The sequence below is a fragment of the Streptomyces coeruleofuscus genome, from assembly GCF_039532725.1.
GTDB classification, from domain to species: Bacteria; Actinomycetota; Actinomycetes; order Streptomycetales; family Streptomycetaceae; genus Streptomyces; species Streptomyces coeruleofuscus.
This window is the reverse complement of sequence record NZ_BAAASE010000008.1, coordinates 273,080-296,092: the sequence shown is the minus strand read 5'-3', so window position 1 is coordinate 296,092 and position 23,013 is coordinate 273,080. Positions and strand designations below refer to the sequence as shown.

At 72.4% G+C, this 23,013-nt stretch carries 21 protein-coding genes and 1 pseudogene; 3 read left to right on the top strand and 19 right to left on the bottom strand.

Features of this window, described 5'->3' with window-relative positions; translation table 11 throughout:
• Nucleotides 1-2 precede the first annotated feature (2 nt).
• From ABFX81_RS29895 to ABFX81_RS29855, 9 genes are all read right to left on the bottom strand, one after another.
• Nucleotides 3-821 carry a TrmH family RNA methyltransferase gene (locus tag ABFX81_RS29895; RefSeq protein WP_086855293.1) on the bottom strand — a complete coding sequence of 273 codons (819 nt, stop codon included), beginning with the start codon at nt 819-821 and terminating at the stop codon, nt 3-5.
• A gap of 64 nt (nt 822-885) precedes the next feature.
• Nucleotides 886-2,127, bottom strand: a complete 1,242-nt coding sequence (cobA, locus tag ABFX81_RS29890; protein WP_086855294.1) for a uroporphyrinogen-III C-methyltransferase — start codon at nt 2,125-2,127, stop codon at nt 886-888.
• A 159-nt stretch (nt 2,128-2,286) separates the two neighbouring features.
• Complete coding sequence (gene cobT, locus ABFX81_RS29885; protein ID WP_346138923.1) at nt 2,287-6,492, bottom strand: nicotinate-nucleotide--dimethylbenzimidazole phosphoribosyltransferase; 4,206 nt, start codon at nt 6,490-6,492, stop codon at nt 2,287-2,289.
• A 367-nt stretch (nt 6,493-6,859) separates the two neighbouring features.
• The gene (gene cbiE, locus ABFX81_RS29880; protein WP_086853793.1) at nt 6,860-8,074 is read right to left on the bottom strand and encodes a precorrin-6y C5,15-methyltransferase (decarboxylating) subunit CbiE; all 1,215 of its coding nucleotides are present in this window, start codon (nt 8,072-8,074) and stop codon (nt 6,860-6,862) included.
• Nucleotides 8,075-8,228: 154 nt separating this feature from the next.
• Nucleotides 8,229-8,861 carry a GNAT family N-acetyltransferase gene (locus tag ABFX81_RS29875; RefSeq protein ID WP_086853795.1) on the bottom strand — a complete coding sequence of 211 codons (633 nt, stop codon included), beginning with the start codon at nt 8,859-8,861 and terminating at the stop codon, nt 8,229-8,231.
• Nucleotides 8,862-9,001: 140 nt separating this feature from the next.
• Complete coding sequence (locus ABFX81_RS29870; protein WP_086853797.1) at nt 9,002-9,829, bottom strand: MetQ/NlpA family ABC transporter substrate-binding protein; 828 nt, start codon at nt 9,827-9,829, stop codon at nt 9,002-9,004.
• A gap of 62 nt (nt 9,830-9,891) precedes the next feature.
• The gene (locus ABFX81_RS29865; RefSeq protein ID WP_086853799.1) at nt 9,892-10,599 is read right to left on the bottom strand and encodes a methionine ABC transporter permease; all 708 of its coding nucleotides are present in this window, start codon (nt 10,597-10,599) and stop codon (nt 9,892-9,894) included.
• The gene (locus ABFX81_RS29860; protein ID WP_346138921.1) at nt 10,596-11,630 is read right to left on the bottom strand and encodes a methionine ABC transporter ATP-binding protein; all 1,035 of its coding nucleotides are present in this window, start codon (nt 11,628-11,630) and stop codon (nt 10,596-10,598) included. The genes ABFX81_RS29865 and ABFX81_RS29860 overlap by 4 nt, the downstream gene beginning before the upstream one ends.
• A 386-nt stretch (nt 11,631-12,016) precedes the next feature.
• Nucleotides 12,017-12,667: an HAD family hydrolase gene (locus tag ABFX81_RS29855; protein WP_346138920.1), complete on the bottom strand. Its 651-nt coding sequence runs from the start codon at nt 12,665-12,667 to the stop codon at nt 12,017-12,019.
• Nucleotides 12,668-12,736: 69 nt separating this feature from the next.
• On the opposite strand from ABFX81_RS29855, the gene ABFX81_RS29850 reads away from it, so the two are divergent.
• Together ABFX81_RS29850 and ABFX81_RS29845 are read left to right on the top strand one after the other, a co-directional pair.
• Nucleotides 12,737-13,096, top strand: a complete 360-nt coding sequence (locus ABFX81_RS29850; RefSeq protein ID WP_059422850.1) for a hypothetical protein — start codon at nt 12,737-12,739, stop codon at nt 13,094-13,096.
• Nucleotides 13,077-13,508 carry a hypothetical protein gene (locus ABFX81_RS29845; RefSeq protein WP_086854276.1) on the top strand — a complete coding sequence of 144 codons (432 nt, stop codon included), beginning with the start codon at nt 13,077-13,079 and terminating at the stop codon, nt 13,506-13,508. Before ABFX81_RS29850 ends, ABFX81_RS29845 begins: the two co-directional genes overlap by 20 nt.
• A gap of 66 nt (nt 13,509-13,574) precedes the next feature.
• Here ABFX81_RS29845 and ABFX81_RS29840 read toward each other — a convergent pair whose 3' ends face one another.
• The 3 genes from ABFX81_RS29840 to ABFX81_RS29830 form a co-directional block, all read right to left on the bottom strand.
• On the bottom strand, nt 13,575-14,072 hold the full coding sequence (locus ABFX81_RS29840; RefSeq protein WP_086854277.1) for a GNAT family N-acetyltransferase: 498 nt from the start codon (nt 14,070-14,072) through the stop codon (nt 13,575-13,577).
• A gap of 57 nt (nt 14,073-14,129) precedes the next feature.
• A complete protein-coding gene (locus ABFX81_RS29835) occupies nt 14,130-14,624 on the bottom strand; it encodes a sigma-70 family RNA polymerase sigma factor (protein ID WP_086854278.1) in 495 nt (164 codons plus the stop codon).
• An 88-nt stretch (nt 14,625-14,712) separates the two neighbouring features.
• On the bottom strand, nt 14,713-15,891 hold the full coding sequence (locus tag ABFX81_RS29830) for a glycerophosphodiester phosphodiesterase family protein (RefSeq protein ID WP_086854279.1): 1,179 nt from the start codon (nt 15,889-15,891) through the stop codon (nt 14,713-14,715).
• Between the two features lie 402 nt (nt 15,892-16,293).
• On the opposite strand from ABFX81_RS29830, the gene ABFX81_RS29825 reads away from it, so the two are divergent.
• Nucleotides 16,294-16,968 (top strand): 1-acyl-sn-glycerol-3-phosphate acyltransferase, encoded by a 675-nt coding sequence (locus ABFX81_RS29825; RefSeq protein ID WP_086854280.1) that lies wholly within the window; start codon nt 16,294-16,296, stop codon nt 16,966-16,968.
• Nucleotides 16,969-17,010: 42 nt separating this feature from the next.
• On the opposite strand, the pseudogene ABFX81_RS29820 reads toward ABFX81_RS29825, so the two are convergent.
• The 7 genes and pseudogenes from ABFX81_RS29820 to ABFX81_RS29790 form a co-directional block, all read right to left on the bottom strand.
• Nucleotides 17,011-18,225, bottom strand: a pseudogene (locus ABFX81_RS29820) (sensor histidine kinase); the annotation flags it as partial.
• Between the two features lie 5 nt (nt 18,226-18,230).
• Nucleotides 18,231-18,899 carry a response regulator gene (locus ABFX81_RS29815; protein WP_086854281.1) on the bottom strand — a complete coding sequence of 223 codons (669 nt, stop codon included), beginning with the start codon at nt 18,897-18,899 and terminating at the stop codon, nt 18,231-18,233.
• Between the two features lie 14 nt (nt 18,900-18,913).
• On the bottom strand, nt 18,914-19,795 hold the full coding sequence (locus ABFX81_RS29810) for a S1C family serine protease (RefSeq protein WP_346138919.1): 882 nt from the start codon (nt 19,793-19,795) through the stop codon (nt 18,914-18,916).
• Nucleotides 19,796-19,811: 16 nt separating this feature from the next.
• Nucleotides 19,812-20,762, bottom strand: coding sequence for a VWA domain-containing protein (locus ABFX81_RS29805; protein ID WP_086853490.1), 951 nt, complete (start codon nt 20,760-20,762; stop codon nt 19,812-19,814).
• Between the two features lie 10 nt (nt 20,763-20,772).
• The gene (locus tag ABFX81_RS29800; protein WP_086853488.1) at nt 20,773-21,714 is read right to left on the bottom strand and encodes a DUF58 domain-containing protein; all 942 of its coding nucleotides are present in this window, start codon (nt 21,712-21,714) and stop codon (nt 20,773-20,775) included.
• Nucleotides 21,711-22,709, bottom strand: a complete 999-nt coding sequence (locus tag ABFX81_RS29795) for an AAA family ATPase (RefSeq protein ID WP_346138918.1) — start codon at nt 22,707-22,709, stop codon at nt 21,711-21,713. The genes ABFX81_RS29800 and ABFX81_RS29795 overlap by 4 nt, the downstream gene beginning before the upstream one ends.
• Nucleotides 22,710-22,711: 2 nt before the next feature.
• Nucleotides 22,712-22,975, bottom strand: coding sequence for a hypothetical protein (locus ABFX81_RS29790; RefSeq protein ID WP_086853486.1), 264 nt, complete (start codon nt 22,973-22,975; stop codon nt 22,712-22,714).
• Nucleotides 22,976-23,013 lie beyond the last annotated feature (38 nt).

Genomic DNA, 23,013 nt, shown 5'->3' with positions numbered 1-23,013 from the left:
ACCTAGGACTGAGGGCGGCCGGTGGCCACGGCGTAGAAGGCCACGGCGGCCGCCGCGCCCACGTTGAGGGAGTCGACGCCGTGGGACATGGGGATGCGCACCCATTCGTCGGCGGCGACCAGGGCCTGGGTGGACAGGCCGTCGCCCTCGGCGCCGAGCATGAGGGCCACGCGGTCCATGGTGTGCGGGGCGGCCTCGTCGAGGGGCCGGGCCTTCTCGTCGGGCGTGAGGGCGAGCAGCGTGAAGCCGGCCTCGCGGACCGACTCCAGGCCCTTGGGCCAGGTGTCCAACCGGGCGTACGGCACGGAGAAGACTGCGCCCATGGAGACCTTCACGCTGCGGCGGTAGAGGGGGTCGGCGCAGTCCGGGGAGAGCAGGACCGCGTCCATGCCGAGGGCGGCGGCGGAGCGGAAGATCGCGCCGATGTTGGTGTGGTCGTTGACCGACTCCATGATCACGACACGGCGGGCGGTCTGGAGGAGGTCGGCCGCCGTGGGCAGGGGCTTGCGCTGCATGGAGGCGAGCGCCCCGCGGTGCACGTGGTACCCGGTGACCTGTTCGGCGAGCTCCGGGCTGACGGCGTAGACCGGGGCGGGGAGTTCGTCGATGACGTCGCGCATGACGTCGACCCACTTGGCCGAGAGCAGCATGGACCGCATCTCGTAGCCCGTTTCCTTGGCCCTTCTGATGACCTTCTCGCCCTCGGCGATGAAGAGGCCCTCGGCGGGTTCGCGCTTGCGGCGCAGTTCCACGTCGGTCAGGCCGGTGTAGTCGTGCAGGCGCGGGTCGTCGGGATCCTCGACGGTGATGAGATCGGCCACAGGGTTGATACTGCCTTGTCCTGGGTGCGGTGCCAACGGCTTGGGACGGTTGTGTTACCCGGGGTTACTTGCGGGGTGCGCCGACCGTGGGGCCGACCTTCACGACCTCGCCGATGACGATGACCGCCGGGGGCTTCACTTCCTCGGTGCGGACCGTCTCCGCGACCGTCGCGAGGGTCGCGTCGACCCGGCGCTGAGCCGCCGTCGTGCCCTCCTGGACGAGGGCGACGGGGGTGTCGGCCGGCTTTCCGTGCGCGACGAGCGTCTCCGCGATCTTTCCGATCTTGTCGACGCCCATGAGGATCACCAGCGTGCCGGTCAGCCTGGCCAGGGACGGCCAGTCGACCAGGGAGCGCTCGTCGTCCGGCGCGACATGGCCGCTGACCACGGTGAACTCGTGGGCGACGCCGCGGTGGGTGACCGGGATACCGGCCGCGCTCGGGACCGAGATCGAGCTGGAGATCCCGGGGACGACCGTGCAGGGGATGCCGACCTCGGCGAGGGCCTGGAGTTCCTCCATGCCGCGGCCGAAGACGTACGGGTCGCCGCCCTTCAGGCGGACCACCGACTTGCCCTGCTTCGCGTGCTCGATCAGCGCGTTGTTGATGGCCTCCTGGGCCATGAAGCGACCGTAAGGGATCTTCGCCGCGTCGATCACCTCGACGTGGGGCGGGAGCTCGGCGAGGAGATCGCGCGGGCCGAGGCGGTCCGCGATGACGACGTCCGCCTCGGCGAGCAGACGACGGCCGCGCACGGTGATCAGGTCCGGGTCGCCGGGGCCGCCGCCGACCAGGGCGACTCCGGGTGTGCGGGTGCGGTGGTGCGGGGCGACGAGCGTGCCGTCGCGCAGTCCCTCCACGACGGCGTCGCGGATGGCGGCGGTGTGGCGGGGGTCGCGGCCGCGGGCGTCCGTGGTCAGTACGGCGACCGTGACGCCCTCGCTGTGGCCGGTGGCCGGGGTCCAGGCCGTGGCCTCGTCGGCGTCGTCGGAGCGGACGCACCAGACGCGGTTGCGTTCCGCCTCGGCGGAGGCCCTGGTGTTCGCTTCCGTGTCGCCGGTGGCGATGAGGGCGTACCAGGCGTCGGCGAGGTCGCCTTCCTCGTAGGGGCGCTGGTGCCAGGTGATCTCGCCGGCGTCCGCCATGGCCTCCACGGAGGGGGTGACCTCGGGGGACACGAGGATGATGTCCGCGCCCGCCGCGATGAGCGCCGGGAGGCGGCGCTGGGCGACCTGGCCGCCGCCGAGGACGACCACGCGGCGGCCGGTGAGGCGGAGGCCTACGGGGTAGGCGGGGTGTTCGGCCATGAGGGTGCGGCTCCTGTTGCGGCGGTGGTTCGGTAGCCCTGACGTGCGGATTTTACGGCGCGGGTGTTCGGGGTGGCACAGGTGTCCGGTGGCTGGGCGTCGTCACCGGGTGCGGGTGCCTGGGTGCGTGCCCACGGACCCACGCGCACCTCAGGAGCCTTACTTCTCGGTCACTCCCGCCGAATCGAACGTCGCCACCTCGTGCATCGCCCGGGCCGTGCTCTGGACCAGGGGGAGGGCCAGGAGGGCGCCTGTGCCCTCGCCCAGACGGAGGTCCAGGTCGACCAGGGGGCGCAGGCCGAGCTTGTTCAGGGCGGCCACGTGGCCCGGCTCGGCGCTGCGGTGGCCCGCGATGCACGCGGCCAGGACCTCCGGGGCGATCGCGCGGGCCACCAGGGCGGCGGCGCCGGCGCTGACGCCGTCCAGGATCACCGGCGTGCGCAGGGACGCGCCGCCGAGGAGGAGACCGACGATCGCGGCGTGCTCGAAGCCGCCGATCGCGGCGAGGACGCCGACCGGGTCGGCCGGGTCGGGCTGGTGGAGTTCCAGGGCGCGGCGGACGACCTCGGTCTTGCGGGCGAGGGTCTCGTCGTTGATGCCGGTGCCCCGGCCCGTGACCTCGGCCGGGTCGGCACCCGTGAAGACGGAGATCAGGGCGGCGGACGCGGTCGTGTTCCCGATGCCCATCTCGCCGGTGAGGAGTGCCTTGTTGCCGGCGGCGACCAGGTCGCGGGCGGTGTCGATGCCCACCTCGATGGCCTGCTTGGCCTCCTCGCGGGTCATCGCGGGCCCGGTGGTCATGTCGGACGTGCCGGCCCGGATCTTGCGCGGCAGCAGGCCCGGTGTGGCCGGGAGGTCGGCGGCGACGCCCACGTCGACGATGCAGACCTCGGCGCCCACCTGGGTGGCGAAGGCGTTGCAGACGGCGCCGCCGCCGAGGAAGTTGGCCACCATCTGGGCCGTGACCTCCTGCGGCCAGGGGGTGACCCCCTGCGCGTGCACGCCGTGGTCGCCGGCGAAGATCGCGACGGCCGCGGGTTCCGGGATGGGCGGCGGGCACTGGCGGGACAGGCCCGACAGCTGAGCGGAGATGATCTCCAGCATGCCCAGCGCACCGGCCGGCTTGGTCATACGCTTCTGGCGCTCCCACGCCTCGCCGAGCGCCTTGGCGTCGAGCGGGCGGATCTGCGCGACGGTCTCGGCGAGCAGGTCGTGCGGTTCCTCTCCGGGCAGGGCGCGGCGGCCGTACGTCTCCTCGTGCACGACCCAGGACAGCGGGCGGCGCTTGGACCAGCCCGCCTGAAGCAGCTCGGGCTCGTCCGGGAACTCGTCGACGTAACCGACGCACAGGTAGGCGATGACTTCGAGGTGCTCGGGCAGGCCGAGGGCGCGGACCATCTCGCGCTCGTCGAAGAAGCTGACCCAGCCGACGCCGAGGCCTTCGGCGCGGGCGGCGAGCCAGAGGTTCTCCACGGCCAGGGCGGCCGAGTACGGCGCCATCTGGGGCTGGGTGTGGCGGCCGAGGGTGTGACGGCCGCCGCGGGTCGGGTCGGCGGTGACGACGATGTTCACCGGGGTGTCGAGGATGGCCTCGATCTTCAGTTCCTTGAACTGCTTGGCCCGGCCCTTGGGGAGGGACTTCGCGTAGGCGTCGCGCTGGCGCATGGCCAGTTCGTGCATCGCGCGCCGGGTGTCGGCGGAGCGGATGACGACGAAGTCCCAGGGCTGCGAGTGACCGACGGAGGGCGCGTGGTGGGCGGCCTCCAGGACACGGAGCAGCACCTCGTGCGGGATGGGGTCGCTGCGGAAGCCGTTGCGGATGTCGCGGCGTTCGCGCATGACCTTCAGCACGGCCTCGCGCTCGGCGGGGTCGTAGCCGGGGGCGGCGGGGCCGGTGGACTGTCGTGCTTCTGCCACTGCTGCCGCGCTCTCTGATTCGTGGTGTTCCTGGTCCGCCAGGTCTTCTTGTTCGGCGCCCCGGGTGTCCAGGTCGTCGGCGTTCTGTGCGAGTTCGGCTTCGCCTTCGCGGGGTGCGGGGACGATGACCACGGGTTCCGCCTCGGGCTGGGCCGGCTGGGGGACGGCGGCCTGGGACTGCTGCGGGCCCTGGACGTGCTGTCCGGCCTGCTCGTCCGGGGCCGGGCCGGGGAGTACGACGGTGACGTCCTCGGCGGAGGTCGGAGTGCTCTCCGGGGGCTGCGGGGTGTGGGGGACCTGGGCGACTTGGGGGGCTTCCGGCGCCACGGGGGTGGGGGTGGACTCAACCGGGTCAGAGGTGGCGGATGCCGGCTCGGGCGCGGGTGTCTCGGGCGTCTGGGCCGGTGCCGCTGCCTCGGCGGCGGCCGTGTCAGGGGTTGCCTGGGCAGGTGCGGGAACCTCTGCTCCGGAGTCGGGTGTGGCCGGCTCGGTGGGCTGAGGAGGCACCGGGGCAGCAGAGGGCTGGGGCGGTGCGGTCGCTTCCGGTGCCTCGACGGGCGTCCCAGAGACGGGGGCTTCGGCGGCGGGTGCTTCGGCGGGCTGGGCAGCCGGAGCGTCGGCTTCCGCGGCGACCGTCCCGGCGGCCGGGCTCGGCGTGGCAGCGGCGGGCGGTTCGGGGGCGGCAGCGGCGGTCTGCGGTTCCGTCATCTCGGGTTCCTGCGCGGCTGCCTCGGTGTCAGTTGCCTCGGGGGCCTGGGCGGTCGGCTCGGCGGCCGGGGCTTGCGCGGCGGCCTCGTGGCCACCGGCCTCCGGCTCCTGCGCGACGGACTCGGTCGTGCCCGGTGCGGCAGCCTCGGGGCCGACTTCCGCTGCCGGGGCGGGTGCAGCGGCGTCGGGGGCCACCGGGTCCGGCGCTTGGCCAGCGGCTGCGGGTCCCACCACGTCCGGCGATCGGGCAACGTCAGCTTCCGCTGCGTCAGCCTCGGGCGGCGCCACGACAGCGTGCTCGGGCGCGGTGGCAGCCTCCGGGAACGGGACCGCCTCCGGCGCCGGTGCGGCCTCCGGGACAGGAGCGTTCGCCACGTCCTGCTCCGCGGCAGCCGCCGGAGTCTGCTCACCACCGTCGGCGGATCCGTCGGCGACACCTTGCCCGGGTACCGCGGGAGAACCATCGGCGAGCGCCGGCTCACCGTGCTGACCGGAGCCGTCGACGAACGGGCCCGGCATCTCCCCCGGAACAGTCCCCGCAGCGGACACGGCCGCGGCCTCTGCGTGAACCACCTGACCGGCGTCCGGATCGACGGCCACGTGTGCGGGGGCATCCCCGACGCCCGGGTCCTGCGCGGAAGCGCCCTGCTCCGGCTCCGCGGTGGCGGCATGGTCGGCGGCGGGGCCGACGCCGACGGCAGCCGGGTCGCCCTCAACCTCCGCTCCCAGCGCGGAAGCGCCCTGCTCCGGCTGGGCGGTGGCCACCGGCTCGCCCTCCGGGCCGACGCCCGCACCCGCCGACTCGACCGCGACCGCCGCGCCCTGCACGGACTCGGCCGCGGCCACCGGCTCACCCTCCGGGCCAGCGCCCGCGCCCGCCGGTTCACCAGCCACCACGGGCTCGGCGGCGGCCATCTGCTCCCCGGCAGGGCCGACGCCCACCCCAGCGGGGTCACCCGCAGCCACCGCCCCCTGCGCGGGGACGGCCTGCTCCGGCTCGCCGACGGCCACGTGGTCACCTGCTGGCTCGACCGGCGCGGCCGCACTCTGCGCGGGCTGTTCGGTGTGGGCGGCCTGCGCGGACCCGGCCGGGGCCGGGGCCGTGTCCGGGACCGCCGCTGCCGGGTGGGCCGGCTCCGGGGTGACGTGGGTTGCGACGGCCTGGGCCGTGCCCGTCGGTTCTGTTGACGGAACAACCGTTTCCGCAGGCGCCGCCCCGGAGCTCACCTGGGCCTGGGGCGGGACCTGCGCGACCCAGGGCTCGGCGGCCGGCGCGGGCGCCTCCGGGGCGCGCGGGGCGTCGAGGTACTCGGGGCCGGGCGCCGGCGCTGCGGCCTGGCGGGCCGGCGCTCCCGCGGGGCCGCGGTCGGCGAGCGAGCGGACCGGGCTGGCGGAGCTGTCGGGCAGGGGCGGGCCGAGGTGCAGTGGCCGGCGCGGGGTGATGGGCGGGATGGGCGGAGGGTCGGGCAGGCGGACGCCGCCGAGGTCGACCGAGCCGCTGTCGCGGCCGGAGAGCTCGTGCGGGCCCGGCTGGTGCACGGCCTCGACGACCGGCTCCGGCGCGGGCGGGGCGACCTCGTTGCCCCAGGCGCCGTGGGAGCCCGGCAACAGCAGGTCCTCGTCCTCGACGGTGTCCTCGGAGAGGTAGGCGTACGCACCGTGCGCGGGGGCGCCCGGCTGTTCCACCATGCCTGCGCTCTCCGGCAGTCCCTCGCCCGGGACCTGGCCGGTGTCGGTCATGCGTACCCCTCGCCCATCGGTTAGTGCTCCTACGACCAGCTCACCCGGAACGGCGCACCGACCGCCCCACAGTGAAGAACGAGCGTGCGTCCCCAGCGGCACGAACGGCCCGCCTGTAAAAGGCGACAAAGCCACTCACTGGCATTGTTGCGGCCCAACCACCGTCACGGCACGTTGATCCGCGACGGTTCCGCTGTGGACTGCGCCACGTTGCGCGTCCTCCGGTTCTGCCGTACCACACTCACCCCAAAACGGGCGGGCTTTCCGGACATTGACCGACGATCTGCCGGACGTCCGCGTGCGGTGCAGCGATCGGCCAGCCTACCGCGCGCAGTACGACAACCCGATCACGGGGACGGCGGCGGGATCAGGCGCTGCGCCGGGGAAGCACCCCGCTGAGCAGGAACGCGACGCTCCGTTCCTTCTCCGTCCAGACCCGGGTGTCGAGTTCGACGGACTGGAGCAGGGCGCACTCGACGCCGTATCCGTGCTCCGTCAGGTCCCGGCCGACGAGTTCGGCCGCGTCCCGGGTCGCGGCGTGCGTGACGATGCGCTGCGGGCGGCGGTCCGCGACGGCCGAGACGACGGCCGCTCCCCCGCCGGCGACGCGGACGACGTCGGGTTCGGGGAGGTTCTCCAGGACGTGCGGGGCGGTGCCGTGCACGATCTGGAGCTGGACGCCGAGGCGGCGGGCGGCCGCGTCGGTGCGGGCGCAGGCCGCCCGGTCGCTGTCGACGGCGATGACGGCGGCGCCGGCGCGCGCGGCCTCGACGGCGAAGGCACCGCTGCCGCAGCCGATGTCCCACACGAGGTCGCCGATACGGGGCCCGAGGCGGGCGAGTTGGGAGGCGCGCAGCAGTTGGGTCTCGCCCTCGCCGAGGTCACCTCCGTACGCCTCGGCGGGCAGGGACCAGCCGCGTGGTCCGGCGGACGGGTCGCGGCCGGCGATCCAGCCGCCGGTCTCCCCCGCGGTGCCGACCGGGCCGCCGAGGACGATGACGACGTTCGGGTCGCGCCAGGTGTGGTCGGCGGCCTTCTCGGAGGTGACGACGCTGACCCGCTCGTGTGCGGTGCCCAGTTCCTCGCAGATGACGAAGGTGCGGTGGACTCCTTCGAGGAGCAGGCCGAGTTCGGCGGGGCCGGCGCCGGGCGAGGTGAGGACTGCCACCTTGGTGTGGGCGCGGCATACATTCACCGCGCGGCGCAGGGTGCGGCGGTGTGCGACGACCACCTGTGCGTCGTCCCAGGGCATGCCGGCGCGGGCGAAGGCGGCGGCGACGGAGGAGACGGCGGGGACGACCTCTACTTCGAGGCCGAACTCGGGAGCGCGCAGGGTGCGGACGACGCCGAAGAAGCCGGGGTCGCCGTCGGCGAGCACGACGGCCGTGCCGCGGTGGGCGGCGATGCGGCGGGCGGCGAGGGCGACGCTGCCGAGGCGGATGCGCTCGGCGCCGGCGGGTACCTCCGGGAGCGCCAGGTGGTGGGCTGCACCCGCCACGAGCGTGGCGGCACCCAGGGCGGCGCGTGCCGCGGCGGTCAGCGGCGAACCGTCCCAGCCGATCACCGTGACCCGGTCGGCCATCGTCGTCAGTCTCCAGGGTTTTCGCAGGTCGTCTGTGTGCCGTGTGGTGAGGTGCCCGCGGGCGGGCTCCGTGAGACTACCCGCTGAAGCCGGCGGAGGGGGCGTCGGTGCCGTCGCGCACGGTGTCCGTTCCGGTCGGTTCCGGTCGCCGGAGTCAGTTCCAGTCGCCGAAGGACGTGAAGCCGCCGGGCAGCTGGTCGCCCACGCCTTCGAGGTCCTCGGGGAGCAGGCTCCAGACGATCAGGTCGGTGCGGACCTCGGTCCACTCGCCGTCGTCCGTCCGTGCCCGGGCTATCCAGGCGCCGCGCAGCACTCCCTCGCTGATGCAGCCGATCTTCTGGGCCACCTGCTGGGAGGCGGTGTTGTCGGCCGGGGTGCGCAGCTCGAGGCGCTCGAACTTCTGGTCGTTGAAGAGCCACTGCGCGGTGATGAGCGCCGCCTCGGAGGCGTAGCCCTCGCCGCGGGCCCAGGGGGCGATGACGTAGGAGATCTCGCTGGAGCGGATCCGCCAGTCGGTGTTCCGGAGGTGGACGACGCCGACGAGGCGCTGGGTGAGGAACTCGGTGACGGCGAAGACGATGCCGCGGCCCTCGGCCCGTTCGGCGGGGGCCTGTTCGGTGATCCAGGCGCGGGCGTGGACCTCGGTGTAGGGCTGCGGGACGGAGGTCCAGGCGGTGACGAGCTCGTCGTTCATCATGTCGGCGAACGACTGGATGTCCGGCTCCTCGAAGGGACGCAGGACCAACCGCTCCGTGCTGATGGAGACGTTGGGAAAGGTGCTCGTCATGCGCCGCTCCGTTACCTTCGGTGAACCTTCAGGGCCTGCTGAACTGCCCAGCATGCAGCATGAAAGCACTGATCCGCACCACGGGGTCCTCCCCACCGGGTGAGGGAGGACCCCGTGCGTGACGGGTGCCGGGCGCGGGCTCAGAAGGAGGCGAGCACGGAGCCGTCGGCGTACTTGTCCTGGATGAACTTCTTCACCTCGGGCGAGGTGAGGAGCTTCGCGAGCTTCTTCACCCGCGGGTCGTTCTCCTGGCCCTTCTTCACGGCGAGGAAGTTGCCGTACGGGTTGTTCTTCGGGGACTCCAGGACGAGGGCGTCCTTCGACGGCTCGAGGTCGGACTCGATGGCGTAGTTGCCGTTGACGACGGCGGCGTCCACGTCGTCGAGGGAGCGCGGCGTCTGGGCCGCCTCCAGCTCCTTGAACTTGAGGTTCTTGGGGTTCTTGGTGATGTCGGACGGGGTCGCCTCGTTGCCGGCGCCGTCCTTGAGGGTGATGAGCCCGTGGGCGGCGAGAAGCTTGAGCGCGCGGGCCTCGTTGACCGTGTCGTTGGGGACGGCGACGGTCGCACCGCTCTTCAGGTCGTCGGCCTTCTCGGCCTTGCGGGAGTAGAGGCCGAGCGGCTCCAGGTGGACCGTGACGACGGGCACGATGTCGGTGCCGTTCTTCTTGTTGTAGTCGTCGAGGTACGGCTTGTTCTGGAAGTAGTTGGCGCCGACGGAGCCGTCCTGCGTCGCGGGGTTCTGCGAGGTGTAGTCGGTGAACTCCTTGACCTCCAGGTCGAGGCCCTCCTTCTTCGCCAGGTTGTCCTTGACGAAGTTGAGGATCTCGCCGTGCGGGACAGGGCTCGCGGCGACGATCAGCGGGCCGGAGGTGTCGGAGGCGTCCTTGCCCGCGCCGCAAGCGCTGAGCCCGAGGGTGAGGGCTCCGGCGGCGAGGACGGCGGTGGTGATCTTGGCGGTGTTACGCACGAAAAGTGCCTTTCCTTATGGCCTTGCGGGTGGTGCGGCCCCGTTGTGGGTGAACGGGGGGTTCAGGAGGCGGCTTTGAGCAGCCGCAGTTTCGGGGCGGGACCCGAGTGGGCGCCGCGGCGGTGCAGGGAGCGGGCCGCGTAGTCGCCGGCGAACTGGATGACCGAGATGACGACGGCGAGGATCGCGACGGTGATCCACATCATCTGGGTCTCGAAGCGCTGGTAGCCGTAGCGGATGGCGATGTCGCCGAGGCCGCCGGCGCCGACGGTGCCCGCCATCGCGGAGTAGCCGATGAGCGCGACGACCGTGGTCGTGGTGCTGGAGATCAGCGACGGCAGGGACTCGGGGACGAGGACCTTGCGGACGACGGTCCAGGTGTTGCCGCCCATGGCCTGCACGGCCTCGACGAGCCCGTGGTCCACTTCGCGGACGGCCGTCTCGACCAGGCGCGCGAAGAAGGGGATGGCGCCGACGGCGAGCGGCACGATGGCGGCCTCGCGGCCGATGGTCGTGCCGGTGATCCAGCGGGTGAAGGTCATCAGCGCGACCATCAGGATGATGAAGGGCAGAGAGCGGGCGATGTTCACGATCTGCCCGATGACCTTGTTGGCGACGACGTTCTGGAGCAGCCCGCCGCGGTCGGTCAGGACCAGCAGGATCCCGAGCGGCAGTCCGCCGACGACGGCGATGAGCGTGGACCAGCCGACCATGTAGAGCGTGTCCCAACACGCCTGCTCCAGCAGGGGCTGCATTTCGGACCAGGTCACTTGACACCCTCCTTCACCAGTACGGACTCGCGGCCCGGGACGTCGATCTGGAGGCCCTTTTCGCGCAGGAAGCCGATCGGTACGACGTTGTCCTCGTAGCGGCCGGGCAGTTCGATGCGCATCCGGCCGACCTGGAGGCCGCCGACGGTGTCGATGGCCGCACCGAGAATCGATATGTCGATGTTGTAGGTGCGGGCGAGCTGCGAGATGACGGGCTGGGTCGCGCTCTCGCCCTGGAAGGTGACGTCGACGACGGTGCGGTCCTCGCCGGAGGCCTCGCCGTCGAGCGGGAACAGCGCGGCGGCCAGTTCGGAGCCGGGAGTGGCGAGCAGTTCGCTGACGGTGCCCGACTCGACGATGCGCCCGTTCTCCATGAGCGCGGCCGAGTCGCAGACCGACTTCACGACGTCCATCTCGTGCGTGATGAGCAGGACGGTCAGGCCGAGTTGCCGGTTCAGGTCGCGCAGCAGCGTCAGGATCGAGCGGGTGGTCTCCGGGTCGAGGGCGCTGGTGGCCTCGTCGGACAGCAGCACCTTCGGGTCGCCGGCCAGGGCGCGGGCGATGCCGACGCGCTGCTTCTGGCCACCGGAGAGCTGGGCCGGGTAGGCGCCCGCCTTGTCGGCGAGGCCGACCAGGTCGAGCAGCTCCAGTGCCTTGCGGGAGCGTTCCCTGCCGGACTTGCCGAGGATCTCCAGCGGCAGTTCGACGTTGTCCTGGACGGTCCGGGAGGACAGCAGGTTGAAGTGCTGGAAGACCATGCCGATCCGGCTGCGCGCCTGCCGCAGTTCCCTTCCGGCGCGTGAGCCGCGGCCGGCCAGGCCGGTGAGGTCCTGTCCGGCGACCGTCACGGTGCCGGAGGTGGGGCGCTCCAGGAGGTTGACGCAGCGGATCAGCGAGGACTTGCCGGCGCCGGACTGGCCGATGACGCCGTACACCTCGCCTTCGCGGACGTGCAGGTCGACGCCGTCCAGGGCGGTGACCTCGCGGCCGCGCGAACGGTAGACCTTGGTCAGGTCCGTTGTGGTGATCACGTGGGTTTCCGTCACTGTCGAGTGCGCGGGCGTGGGTGTGCCCGGGCACAGGTGCATTCGTTCAGGGACGCGACACGGTTCTCGCTGGGGCGGGGAACCGGAGAGAACATGTGCGCGGGCGGCTTGGTGTCACGCACGGCTCAGGGCGTGCGGACATGCCGCGGTCTCGCTTCGGGGCGCGAGCTCAGGGGGTGGTGCGGGGGCCCTCTAGAAGGCGCACATTCGACACATACAACGAGCACCGGGCGTCATGGTCGCCTCGGTCGCGGGGATGCGGTCGCTCGTCGTGGTCATGCCGTCAGTAAAACACGCGTACGGTCCTGACCGGCCGTCGCTGTCCGGATGCTGGACAGTGGTGGACAGGGTCCGGACACGACCGGATCCCGTCAGCCTCGGAGGGAGATCTCCACACCCTGCTCGGTGACCAGTGCGGACAAGGCCGACAGGTTCTCGACCACCAGATCGGCCTGGAGCTCGTCGGCCTGGTGGGTTGTGGCCAACGCCACGGTGGTCATGCCGGCGGCCCGGCCGGCCGTCAGACCCGCGGGGGCGTCCTCGAAGACGACGCACCGGGCGGGGTCGACGCCGAGGGTGCGGGCGGCGAGCAGGTAGGGCTCGGGGGCGGGCTTGCCGCGGGTGACGTCGTCGGCGGCGACGAGCGTCTTGGGCAGGATGCCGACGGCGTCGAGCCGGGCCTCGGCCAGCCGCCTGGTGGCGGAGGTGACGACGGCCCAGCGCTCGGCGGGCAGGGCGTCGAGGAAGGCGCGGGTCCCCGGCAGCAGGTGCACACCGCCGTTGGGCACGTCCTCCACCTCCAGGTCCTCGATCCGCGCGACGGCCTCCGGCACGACGTCGGCGGGCAGCAGGTCGGCGGCTATCTCGGCGGCCGGCCGGCCGTGCAGCTCGACCCGGGCGAACTCCTCGGCCGTGATCCCGTACTCCGTGGCCCACCGCGTCCAGCAGCGGTCCACCGAGGCGAGGGAGGAGACCAGGGTTCCGTCGTTGTCGAACAGCAGGGCGTGCGCGTGGATCTTCATGCCCTCGACCCTACGGTGCCGGCCAGGGCCGCAGGCATCGGGCCTTTTCGGCCGTAATAAGGTCGCAGCATGCTTGATGCCCTGACGCTGGTGACCGGCGTCGCCGCGCTGCTGCTCGCCGCCTGGTGCGGCTGGGCCGCCTACCGTGACCAGCCGACGAAGGACTGGCACTTCATCGGGATGGCCGTGGTCACGCTGCTGACGCTGATCCAGCTGGTGGCGGGGATCGTGCTGCTGGCGCGGGGCGAGAAGCCGGAGCAGGGCACGACGATCTTCGTGGCGTATCTGCTCGGGGCGTTCGCGTGCGTCCCGGCGGCGGGGTTCATGTCACTGGCGGAGCGCACCCGGTGGGGTTCGGTGACGGTCGCCGCCGGCGGTGTGGTGCTGGCTGTGCTGGAGGTGCGGCTCTATGACATCTGGGGAGGCTGAGGTGAGCCGGCGGCGGCTGATCAGCGGGCCGGGCACGCTGCTGGTGTGGCTGTACGGGGTGATGGTCGTGGGCGCGGTGTCGCGGTCCGCGTATCAGATCGCGACGGAGTTCGACCGGGCGCCGCTGGCGTACTCACTGTCCGCCGTGGCGGGTGTCGTGTACGGGTTCATCACGTACTCGCTGGTGCGGGGCGGGGAGACGGCGCGTAAGGCTGCGCTGGCGTGCTGTGTCGCCGAGTTGGTGGGTGTGCTGACGGTGGGGACGTGGACGTTGATCGAGCCGTCGGCGTTTCCGGATGCGACCGTGTGGTCGGACTTCGGGATGGGTTATCTGTTCATCCCGATCCTGTTGCCGGTGTCGGCGATTTACTGGCTGCGGGCTTCGCGTTCGCGGGATGGGGATGCCGCCTGAGGTGATCAGGCGGCCGCGGGCCGTGTGTGGTTGCTCGCGCATTCCCCCGCGCCCTGAATTAAGCCATCAAGCTGTCGCTGCGTACGCGCCCGCCGGCTTCTCCAGGACGATCATCGGGATGCCGTCCGCGCCCTGGGACGTGCCCACCGTTTCGTAGCCCACCTTGCGGTAGAGGCGGAGGTGGCCCTCGCTGCGGTGACCGGTGTGGAGGCGGAAGCGCTTGGCGCCGTGCTGGTCCGCGAGGGCCGATTCGGCCGCCCTGAGGAGGCGGGCGCCGATGCCGTGGCCCTGGAGGCGGGGGTGGACGCAGAGCTTGCCGATGGCGGCGGCGCCGTCCTCGGTCACCGAGCCGCGGACCGAGCCGACGACCTCCTCGCCGAGCCGGGCCACGAAGACGCAGTCGCGGGCGACCTCCTCGCGGACCGAGTCGAGGGTTTGGACGAGCGGGTCGATGCGGTAGTTGCCGTACAGCGCCGCCTCCGTCTGGAAGCACAGGTATTGCAGCCTGAAGATCTGCTCCGCGTCCTGCTCGGTCGCCGCAGAGATGGTCACGCTCATGCCCATGTGCGCACGCCTCCCGCTCATCTGATCACCTGTCGTTCCTCACTCCTATCCCCCTCCTCAGCGGGCCGCAACCTCCGGTGTGAGCAATCTGCGCAGACATCCCAGGCATCTGGAACGTTCCGGACCAAGACTCCCCTGTGAGATACCCAACTCCCCTGCGATTTCCCGGTATGTCAGGTCCTCGGGAGAGAGCAGGGCCTCCACCAGCCGGGGGCAGCGGCCCGGGAGGCGGCGTACGGCCGCGCGCAGGGCACGGCCGCGGGCGGCGGCGAGGGCGAGCTGCTCGGGGCCGCGGTCTCCGTCATCAGCGGGTTCGACGCCGTACGGCCGTTCGAGGCGGCTCGTACGGCGGGTGCGGCGCGCTTCCGAGCGGACGGCCCGGCGGAGCCATTGGTGCGGGTCGGGCGGCGGCCCCTCGGCGTCGACGCGCTCCAGCAGGCGGAGCCAGACCGCCTGCTCCAGGTCGCCCGGCTCGGCCCCGGCGGCATATGCCTCCGCGGAGGCCTCGGCCGTGAGCAGCGGGCGGAGCGCGGTGACCAGGTCATGCGTCATATGCGGAGCGACGCGGCCGCCCGGGCCACGGGTTGCCCGGGCAGCCGAAGCTCACTCGACCGGGGGGTGTGGGCTCACATGTTGACGCTCAGCCGCTGACGAAGTCCTCGCGGGCCAGCACGCCCGTGTCGGGCTGGTCCGTGAAGACGCCGTCGATACCGGTCGCGAAGTAGGCCTTGTACGCGCCGAACACGTCACCGTAGGCGTCCGCGTCGGTGCCCTTGCGGAAGTTCGCGGGCAGGAAGGGGTTCTCGTTGCGCAGCGTCCACGGGTGCAGGATCAGGCCCGCCTTGTGCGCGTCCGCGACGAGCGTCGTGGGCTGCGTGAGATTGCCCTTGGCGTCGCGCGGGACGATCAGGTCGAGGGTCGGGCCGATGCCCTGCGCGTAGGAGGCGATCTCCCGCAGGCCGGCGGGCTTGACCAGGTCGGCGACCGTGCGGGGGTCGCCCGTCTCGACGAAGTCCCAGGGGCGGGTGTCCGCCGAGGACAGCAGGACGACCAAGGGGTTGTCGACGAGCTGGTCGAGGCGCTCGATGCTGGTCGGCTCGAAGGACTGGAGGATGACCGGGGAGGTGCGCCGGTCCTTGCGGTACTTGCGCAGCAGCTTGGCGACCCGCTCCTCCAGGGGGAGGCCCTGCTTGCGGAAGTAGGTGGGGTGCTTGAGCTCGGGGTAGATCCACACCTGCTTGCCGCGCTTGCGGGTCTGCTCGTCCTGCCACTTCAGGACCTCTTCGAAGGTGGGGATCTCCCAGCGGCCGTTGTAGAGGGTGTTGTGCGGGCGGTTGGCCGGGATGCGCTCGATCGCCCGCAGGGTCTTCAGCTCGGTGAGCGTGAAGTCCTCGGTGAACCAGCCGGTGGTGGAGACGCCGTCGAGGAGCTTGGTCTTCTTGCGGTCGGCGAACTCGGGGTGGTCGGCGACGTCCGTGGTGCCGCCGATCTCCGGCTCGTGCCGGCAGACGAGGTGACCGTCCTTCGTCGGCACCAGGTCGCCCGCCTCGACGATGTCGGCACCCATGTCGAGGGCCAGCTGGTACGAGCCGAAGGTGTGCTCCGGGCGGTAGCCGCTGGCCCCGCGGTGGCCGACGATCGTCGGCTTGGGCAGGCTCTTCAGCCCGCCATGCCCGCCGTGCCCGCCGCGCCGGGCGCTGTCGGCTCTCGCCGTGCCGGTCATGCCGAGGACCGCTCCCCCGGCGCCGAGGACCGCCGCGCCGAGCAGGGCCCGCCGTCCCGTTCCGCTCGTCTCCTCGTTCGGCCTCTGCGTTCCCATGAGCGCCCTCCCTGCCGTCGGCTCGTCAGTGCGGGCCGATCGTACGGGCGCGTACATGACGGGTGGGAGACGCCGGGCGGAACACGTGGGTGACGTCGGATGTCGTAGTGGCTGGTGGGAGCGAGGAACTGACGGCTCGTCGGCGACTCGCCGGGTCCGTCACGTCCCGGCGATTCGGTGCGGCGGTTCTGGGAACGCGTCCGATACGTCCGGGGAGCGACGTCCGTCACATGTGGCGGCCGGGTTACGGATCACCCACAGCGGGTCACCGCAGGTAAACACGCGTCAACGATGCGTAAGACCTTGGTTAAGTCCCGTGCCCGATGTGCGCGACCCCCGGAACCCCGAGTATCGTCCTCACCTGCACAGACTCATACCGCATCCCTTGACACGGAGGGCCCGTTGTCCCGCTTCGCGCTCATCAAGGCAGTGCTCGGCCCGATCATGCGCCTGATGTTCCGCCCTCAGGTGGAAGGTGCGGAGCACATTCCCGGCGACGGTCCGGTCATCCTGGCCGGCAACCACCTGACGTTCATCGACTCGATGATCCTGCCGCTGGTCTGCGACCGTCAGGTCTTCTTCATCGGCAAGGACGAGTACGTGACCGGGAAGGGCCTCAAGGGCCGGCTGATGGCCTGGTTCTTCACCGGTGTCGGCATGATCCCCGTCGACCGTGACGGTGGCCGGGGCGGGGTCGCCGCGCTGATGACCGGGCGCCGGGTCCTGGAGGAGGGGCGCGTGTTCGGGATCTACCCGGAGGGGACGCGGTCGCCCGACGGGCGTCTCTACCGGGGCCGGACCGGCATTGCCCGGCTCACGCTGATGACGGGGGCGCCGGTGGTGCCGTTCGCGATGATCGGTACGGACAGGCTTCAGCCGGGTGGGGCGGGTCTCCCCCGGCCGGGGAAGGTCACCGTCCGGTTCGGTGAGGCCATGGAGTTCTCCCGGTACGAGGGCATGGACCGGGACCGGTACGTGCTGCGGGCCGTGACCGACTCGGTGATGACTGAGGTCATGCGGTTGTCCGGGCAGGAGTACGTGGACATGTACGCGAGCAAGGCGAAGGAAGCGGCGTAGTTCTTTGGCCGTGGGGGCTGGTCGGCAGTCCCGCCCCTACAGGGGCGCGTTCTCCGGCGGGCCGCCATTCGTCTGACCGTCCCCCGAAGCCGGGAACCACAGGACGAACGTAGAGCCCTCCCCCACCCGTGAGAACAGGCGGACCTGGCCGCCGTGCGATTCCACGATCTGTCTGACGATCGCCAGGCCCAGGCCGGCGTGGCGGTCCCGGCCGCCGCCGTTGCCCTTGGCCCGCCAGAAGCGGTCGAAGACCCTCGCCCGGTCGTCGTCGCCTATCCCCGGGCCTTCGTCCCGTACCGCCGTCCACAGCCAGGAGCCGTCCCGGCCGGCCGCGACGGTGATGCGGGAACCCGGTGGGGCCAGCCGTACCGCGTTCGACAGCAGATTGCCCACCGCCCGGCGCAGGGCGTCGTGGTCGCCGATGACCGTGAGACCGGGGGCGAGACGGCGGTGCAGGAGCTGGCCGCGTTCGGCGGCGAGCGGGGCGAACTCCTCGCAGGCCTCTCCGGCGGCCGCCGCGAGGTCGACGTCGGCGTCGGCGAGGGCGGGGGCGCTGCGGCGGGCGGTGGCGAGCAGGTCCTCGACCAGGCGGGTCATGCGGGTGGTGGCCCGGTCGACGCTGCGGGCGGCGGTACGGCGGTCCTCCTCGCCCGAGTCCTCCGCCGTCAGTACGGCGTCGACGTTGGCTCGGATGATCGCCAGCGGGCTGCGCAGTTCGTGGGAGGCGTCGTCGATGAGCTGGCGCTGGGCGCGGAAGGCCTCGTCGAGGCGGTCGAGCATGGAGTCGACGGTGTCGGCGAGGTCGCGCAGCTCGTCCTTGGGGCCGGTGAGGCGGATGCGCTGGGAGAGGTCGTTGGCCTGGATCTCGGCTGCCGTGCGGGAGATCGCGCGGACGGGGCGCAGGGCGCGTCCGGCGAGGATCCAGCCGATGACGGGGCTGGCCACGGCGAGCGCGCCGAGCACGATGAAGGAGAAGTTGCGCAGGTTGCCGAGGGTCTCGTAGTTGACGGCCGCCTCGACCTCCTGGAGCTTCACGGCGTCGAACTGACCCATGTAGACGCCGTTGACGTACTTCTCGGCGCGGAACTGCTTGCTGACCGGGTGGGCCTCGCCGCTGCGCTCGACCGCGAAGTAGGTGGCGCCGAGGACGAGGGCGGTGAGGAGGAAGAGGAGGCCGGAGTAGAGGACGGTGAGGCGGAAGCGGATGGTGTGCGTGAAGGCGGGCAGCCGGATCCGGGTCCTGAGCGGCCGGAGCATCGTCGTCACGGCGTCTCCTTCAGGCGGTAGCCCTGCCGTATCACCGTCTCGATGAGCGGATCGTCCTCCCCGGTGACCTTGCGGCGCAGCGAGCCGACGGTGACGCGGACGGTGTTGGTGAACGGGTCGGCGTGTTCGTCCCAGACGTGTTCGAGCAGTTCCTCGGCCGGGACGACACGCCCGGGGCGGGTCATCAGGTAGTGCAGGACGCCGAACTCCTTGGGGGTGAGCGGGAGCCTACGGTCCCCTCGGTACGCCTCGAAGCGGGCGGTGTCCAGGCGGAGCTCGCCGACCTCGACGACGGAGGTGCCGCCGTCCTCGCGGCGCAGCAGGGCGCGGATGCGGGCGAGGAGCTCGGGCAGCGCGAAGGGTTTCACGAGGTAGTCGTCGGCGCCCTCGTCGAGGCCGCGTACCCGGTCGGCGAGGCGGTCGCGGGCGGTGAGCATCAGGATGCGGGGGCCACCGGGGGTGGCGCGGACGGCGCGGCAGACGGAGAAGCCGTCGCCGTCGGGCAGGTTGAGGTCCAGCAGGACCAGGTCGTAGTCGTTCACGGTGAGCTTCTCGGTGGCGGTGCCGACGTCGGGGGCGGCGTCGACCGCGTAGCCGGCCCTGATCAGGCCCACCTTGAGGGCGACGACGAGGTCTTCCTCGTCCTCGACGACCAGCAGTCGCATGGGCGCGGCCCCCTTCAGCCACCGTCGATGATGGTCCGGGCGGCCTCCACCGCGTCGCCCACGGGGATCGCGAAGCCGATGCCGATGGAGCCGCCTCTGTTCTGGTCCAACGTCGCGATGGCCGTGTTGATGCCGATGACGCGCCCTTCGTTGTCGACCAGCGGTCCGCCGGAGTTGCCCGGGTTGATCGAGGCGTCGGTCTGGAGCGCCCTCCGCGGTCCTCCCCCGCTGCCCTCGCCGAGCCGGACGGAGCGGTCCAGCGCGCTGACGATGCCGGAGGTGACGGTGCCGCTCAGGCCGAGCGGGGAGCCGATGGCCAGGACGGTGTCGCCGACGGCCGGGCGGGTGCCGGTGGCGAGGTCGGCGGCGCGCAGGCCGCGGGACGTCTCCGGCTCCAGTACGGCGACGTCGTGGGCGGGGTCGTCGCCGATCACCTCGGCACTGAGCCGACGGCCGTCCTGAAGCTCGACGGACACGCGTGAACTGCCTTCCACCACATGAGCGTTGGTGAGGATGCGGCCCCGCTCGTCGAAGACGAATCCGGAGCCCTGGCCGCGGTCCGCCCGGACGGAGACCACGCTGGGCAGCACCCGGGCGGCGACGGCCTGGAGGTCGCCCGGGGCGCGGGCGGCCGGTGCGGAGGCGGGTACGGGGTCGTCGTCGCCGAGTGCCCCGGCGGCGTACCCGGCCAGACCGCCCGCGAGGACCGCGGCCAGAACGGCGGCGGCCAGGGGGCGGGGGGTGCGGGCCGGGCGCGTGGGCGGAGGGTGCTGTGTGGTGCGGGAGGGCGGTGGGGCCGGTGGTCCGAGGGGTTCGGTGTGCTCGCGCGGGCGGCCCGGGAGGAAGGACGGGCCGCGGGGCTCGCCCAGGCCGGAGCGGGGATGCGGGTCGGGCACGGTCGTACCTCCTTCGTCACGGGAGCCGCGAGAACCACAGCAGGGACAGCGCGGCCGTCACGAGTGCCGTGACCAGGCCGGCGGCCACGAACCACTGCCAGATCTCGCGCTCCTCGGTGCGGTAGCCGACGGAGCTGCCGATGTCCTCGTAGACCGCCTGGAGTTCCTCTCCCGTGGCGGCCTCGTGGTAGTCGCCGCCGGTGCGGGAGGCGAGGTTCTCCAGAGTCGGGCCGTCGACGGGGACCTGGAGGATGCGGCCGCCGCCGAGGTCGACGACGCCGTCCTCGGTGCCGTAGGCGATCGTCGAGACCGGGATGCGGTCGCCGGCCGCCTCCTCGGCCGCCGACTCGACCGAGCGGCCGGAGGTGTTGGCACCGTCGGACAGCAGGACGATGTGCGCGGGCGGTGGCTCGGACTCGGCCTGCCGGTCGAGCGCGCGGATGGCGTCGCGGGCGGCGATGACGGCGTCGCCGATCGCCGTGGCCTGGCCGAGGGTGAGCTGCTCGATGGCCGAGCGCAGCACCACGCGGTCGGTGGTCGGCGGCACCGCGACCGTGGCCGAGCCGCTGAAGGAGACCAGTCCGGTGTTGAACCGCTCGGGCAGCCGGTCGACGAACGCGAGGGCGGCGCGCTGGGCGGCCACGAAGCGAGTGGGGTCGACGTCGGTGGCCTCCATGGAGCCGGACGTGTCGAAGGCGATCATGATCGTGGCCCGCTCCCGGGGGACCTGTACGTCGGCCGTCGGCCGGGCGAAGCCCAGCACCAGCAGCGCGAGCGTGGCACAGAAGACGGCGGCGGGGAGGTGCCGGCGCCATCCGGGCCGGCTGGGCGCGACCTTGTCGAGCAGGTCGAGGTTGGTGAAGCGGACGGCGTAGCGGCTGCGTCGGCGCTGGACCAGTACATACGCGGCGACCAGGCCCGCGAGCGGCACGAGCAGCAGGAGCCACCCGGGTGAGCGCAGACTCATCGTGCCTCCCTCATGCCGTCCCGCCGCCGGCCCGGCGCCGCTGCGTCTCGACGTACCGGACGACGTCGCGGACCCAGTCCCGGTCGGTGCGCAGCCGCAGATGGGCGGCGCCCGCGCCGCGGAGGGACTGCCGGATCAGTGCCCGTTGCTCCAGCGCGGCCCGTGCGTAGCGCTCCCGCAGGCCCCGGGTGTGCGTGGAGACCTCGCGGCTGCGTCCCGTCTCCGGGTCGACGACCGTGAGCAGCCCGACGGGCGGCAGGTCCAGTTCGCGCGGGTCGACGATCTCCACGGCGAGGACCTGGTGCCGGCGCGCGAGGATCTTCAGGGGCTGTTCCCAGCCGGTCTCCAGGAAGTCGGAGACGACGGCGACCAGGCCGCGGGCGGGCAGCACGCGCAGGCTGTGGAGGGCGTCGGCGAGGTGGTGTGCCGGGGGGCCGGGGGTGACGCGCGGGCGTTCGAGGGAGGTCCGCAGGATCGCGAGCAGGTGGCGGCGGCCGGTGCGGGGCGGGATGCGCCGGCCGCCGTACGGTCCGCCTCCCGGGGGATGGTCCCCGGGGCCCTGTCCGGCGAAGACGGCGCCGAGGCGGTTGCCGGCCCGTTCGGTGAGGAAGGCGACGGCGGCCGCCGCGCCCACCGCGAGGTCCCGTTTCTCCATCCGGGCGGTGCCGAAGTCCATGCTGGCGGAGGCGTCGAGGACGATCCAGGTGGTGAGTTCGCGGTCGGCGAGGGTGAGGCGGACGTGCGGGACGGTGGTGCGGGCGGTGGCGTTCCAGTCCATCCGGCGGACGTCGTCACCGATGACGTACGGCCGGGTCTCCGCGACCTCGTCGCCGGGCCCCGGCACGAGGGACGGGTGGTCGCCCTGGAGCAGGCCGTCGGGGTGCCGGGTGAAGAGCAGCTCCAGGTGCCGCAGCGCCTGCTCGGGGGTCAGTTCGCCCAGAGCCGGGGTCATGCCGCCGCCTCCTCGGCCGCCTGACGAGGGCTGATCCGCGGCCGTTCCACCGAGGCGAGCACCTCGTCGACGATCTGCGGCCCGGTCATTCCGTCGGCGAGCGCGTCGAAGGAGAGGACCAGTCGGTGCCCGACGACCTCGTGCGCCAGGTCGCTCACGTCCTCGGGCAGGACGTAGCCGCGGCCCCGCAGCAGGGCCAGCGCGCGGGCGGCGGCGACCAGGCCGAGGGTGGCGCGCGGACCGGCGCCGTGGGCCAGCCGCCGCTCCGGCCCGGCGAGTTCACGCGTCGCGCAGACGAGCCGTACGGCGTACTCGGCGACGGCGTGGTGCACGAACACCTCGTCGGTGGTCCGCTGGAGCGCGACCAGCCGCTCGGGGGTGAGGACCCAACGCGGCCTGGGCGGGTCGACGCTCATCCGGTAGAGGATGGCGAGTTCCTCGGACTCGCTGGGCGCGGCGACGTCCACCTTGAGCAGGAAGCGGTCGCGCTGGGCCTCGGGGAGGTGGTAGACGCCCTCGGACTCGATCGGGTTCTGGGTGGCGAGGACGAGGAAGGGTTCGGGGACGGGGAGCGTGGTGCCGCCGATGGAGACCTGGTGCTCGCCCATGACCTCCAGCAGGGCGGACTGGACCTTGGCGGGGGCGCGGTTGATCTCGTCGGCCAGGACGATGTTGGCGATGACCGGGCCGGGTTCGATGTCGAAGGTCTCCTGGGAGGGCCGGTAGATCCGGGTGCCGGTGATGTCGGAGGGGACGAGGTCGGGCGTGAACTGGAGCCGGGCGAACCGTCCGCCCACGACGTGCGCCAGGGTCTTCGCGGCGAGCGTCTTGGCGACGCCCGGCACGCCCTCCAGCAGGCAGTGGCCGCGGGCCAGCACGGCGGTGAACATCCGCTCCACCATGCGGTCCTGGCCGACGATCACCCGCTTGACCTCGAAGAGGGCCTCTTCCAGGAGCTTGCCGTCGGGGGTCATGGCGGCCGGGGCGGTGGACACGGTCACAGCTCCGAGGCGGGGTCGCCGCCGCTCGGGGCGGTGCCACTCGGGGCGGTGCCACTCGGGGCGGTGCCGCCGTCCTTCCACGGGCAGTCCTCGTCGCCCGCCGCGCCCCCGCCGGACGAGGTGCCCTCCTCGACGACGAACCTGACCTGCTCGCGGGGCGTCTCGTCACCGTCGGCGGCGAGTGCGACACCGCCACCCGCGAGCCCGGCGGCGGCCAGGACGGAGACGGTGACGATCGCCTTCTTCGTACGACGTGTCATGATCGGTGGCTCCTTCGGCCGTGGGGAACGACGTCGGG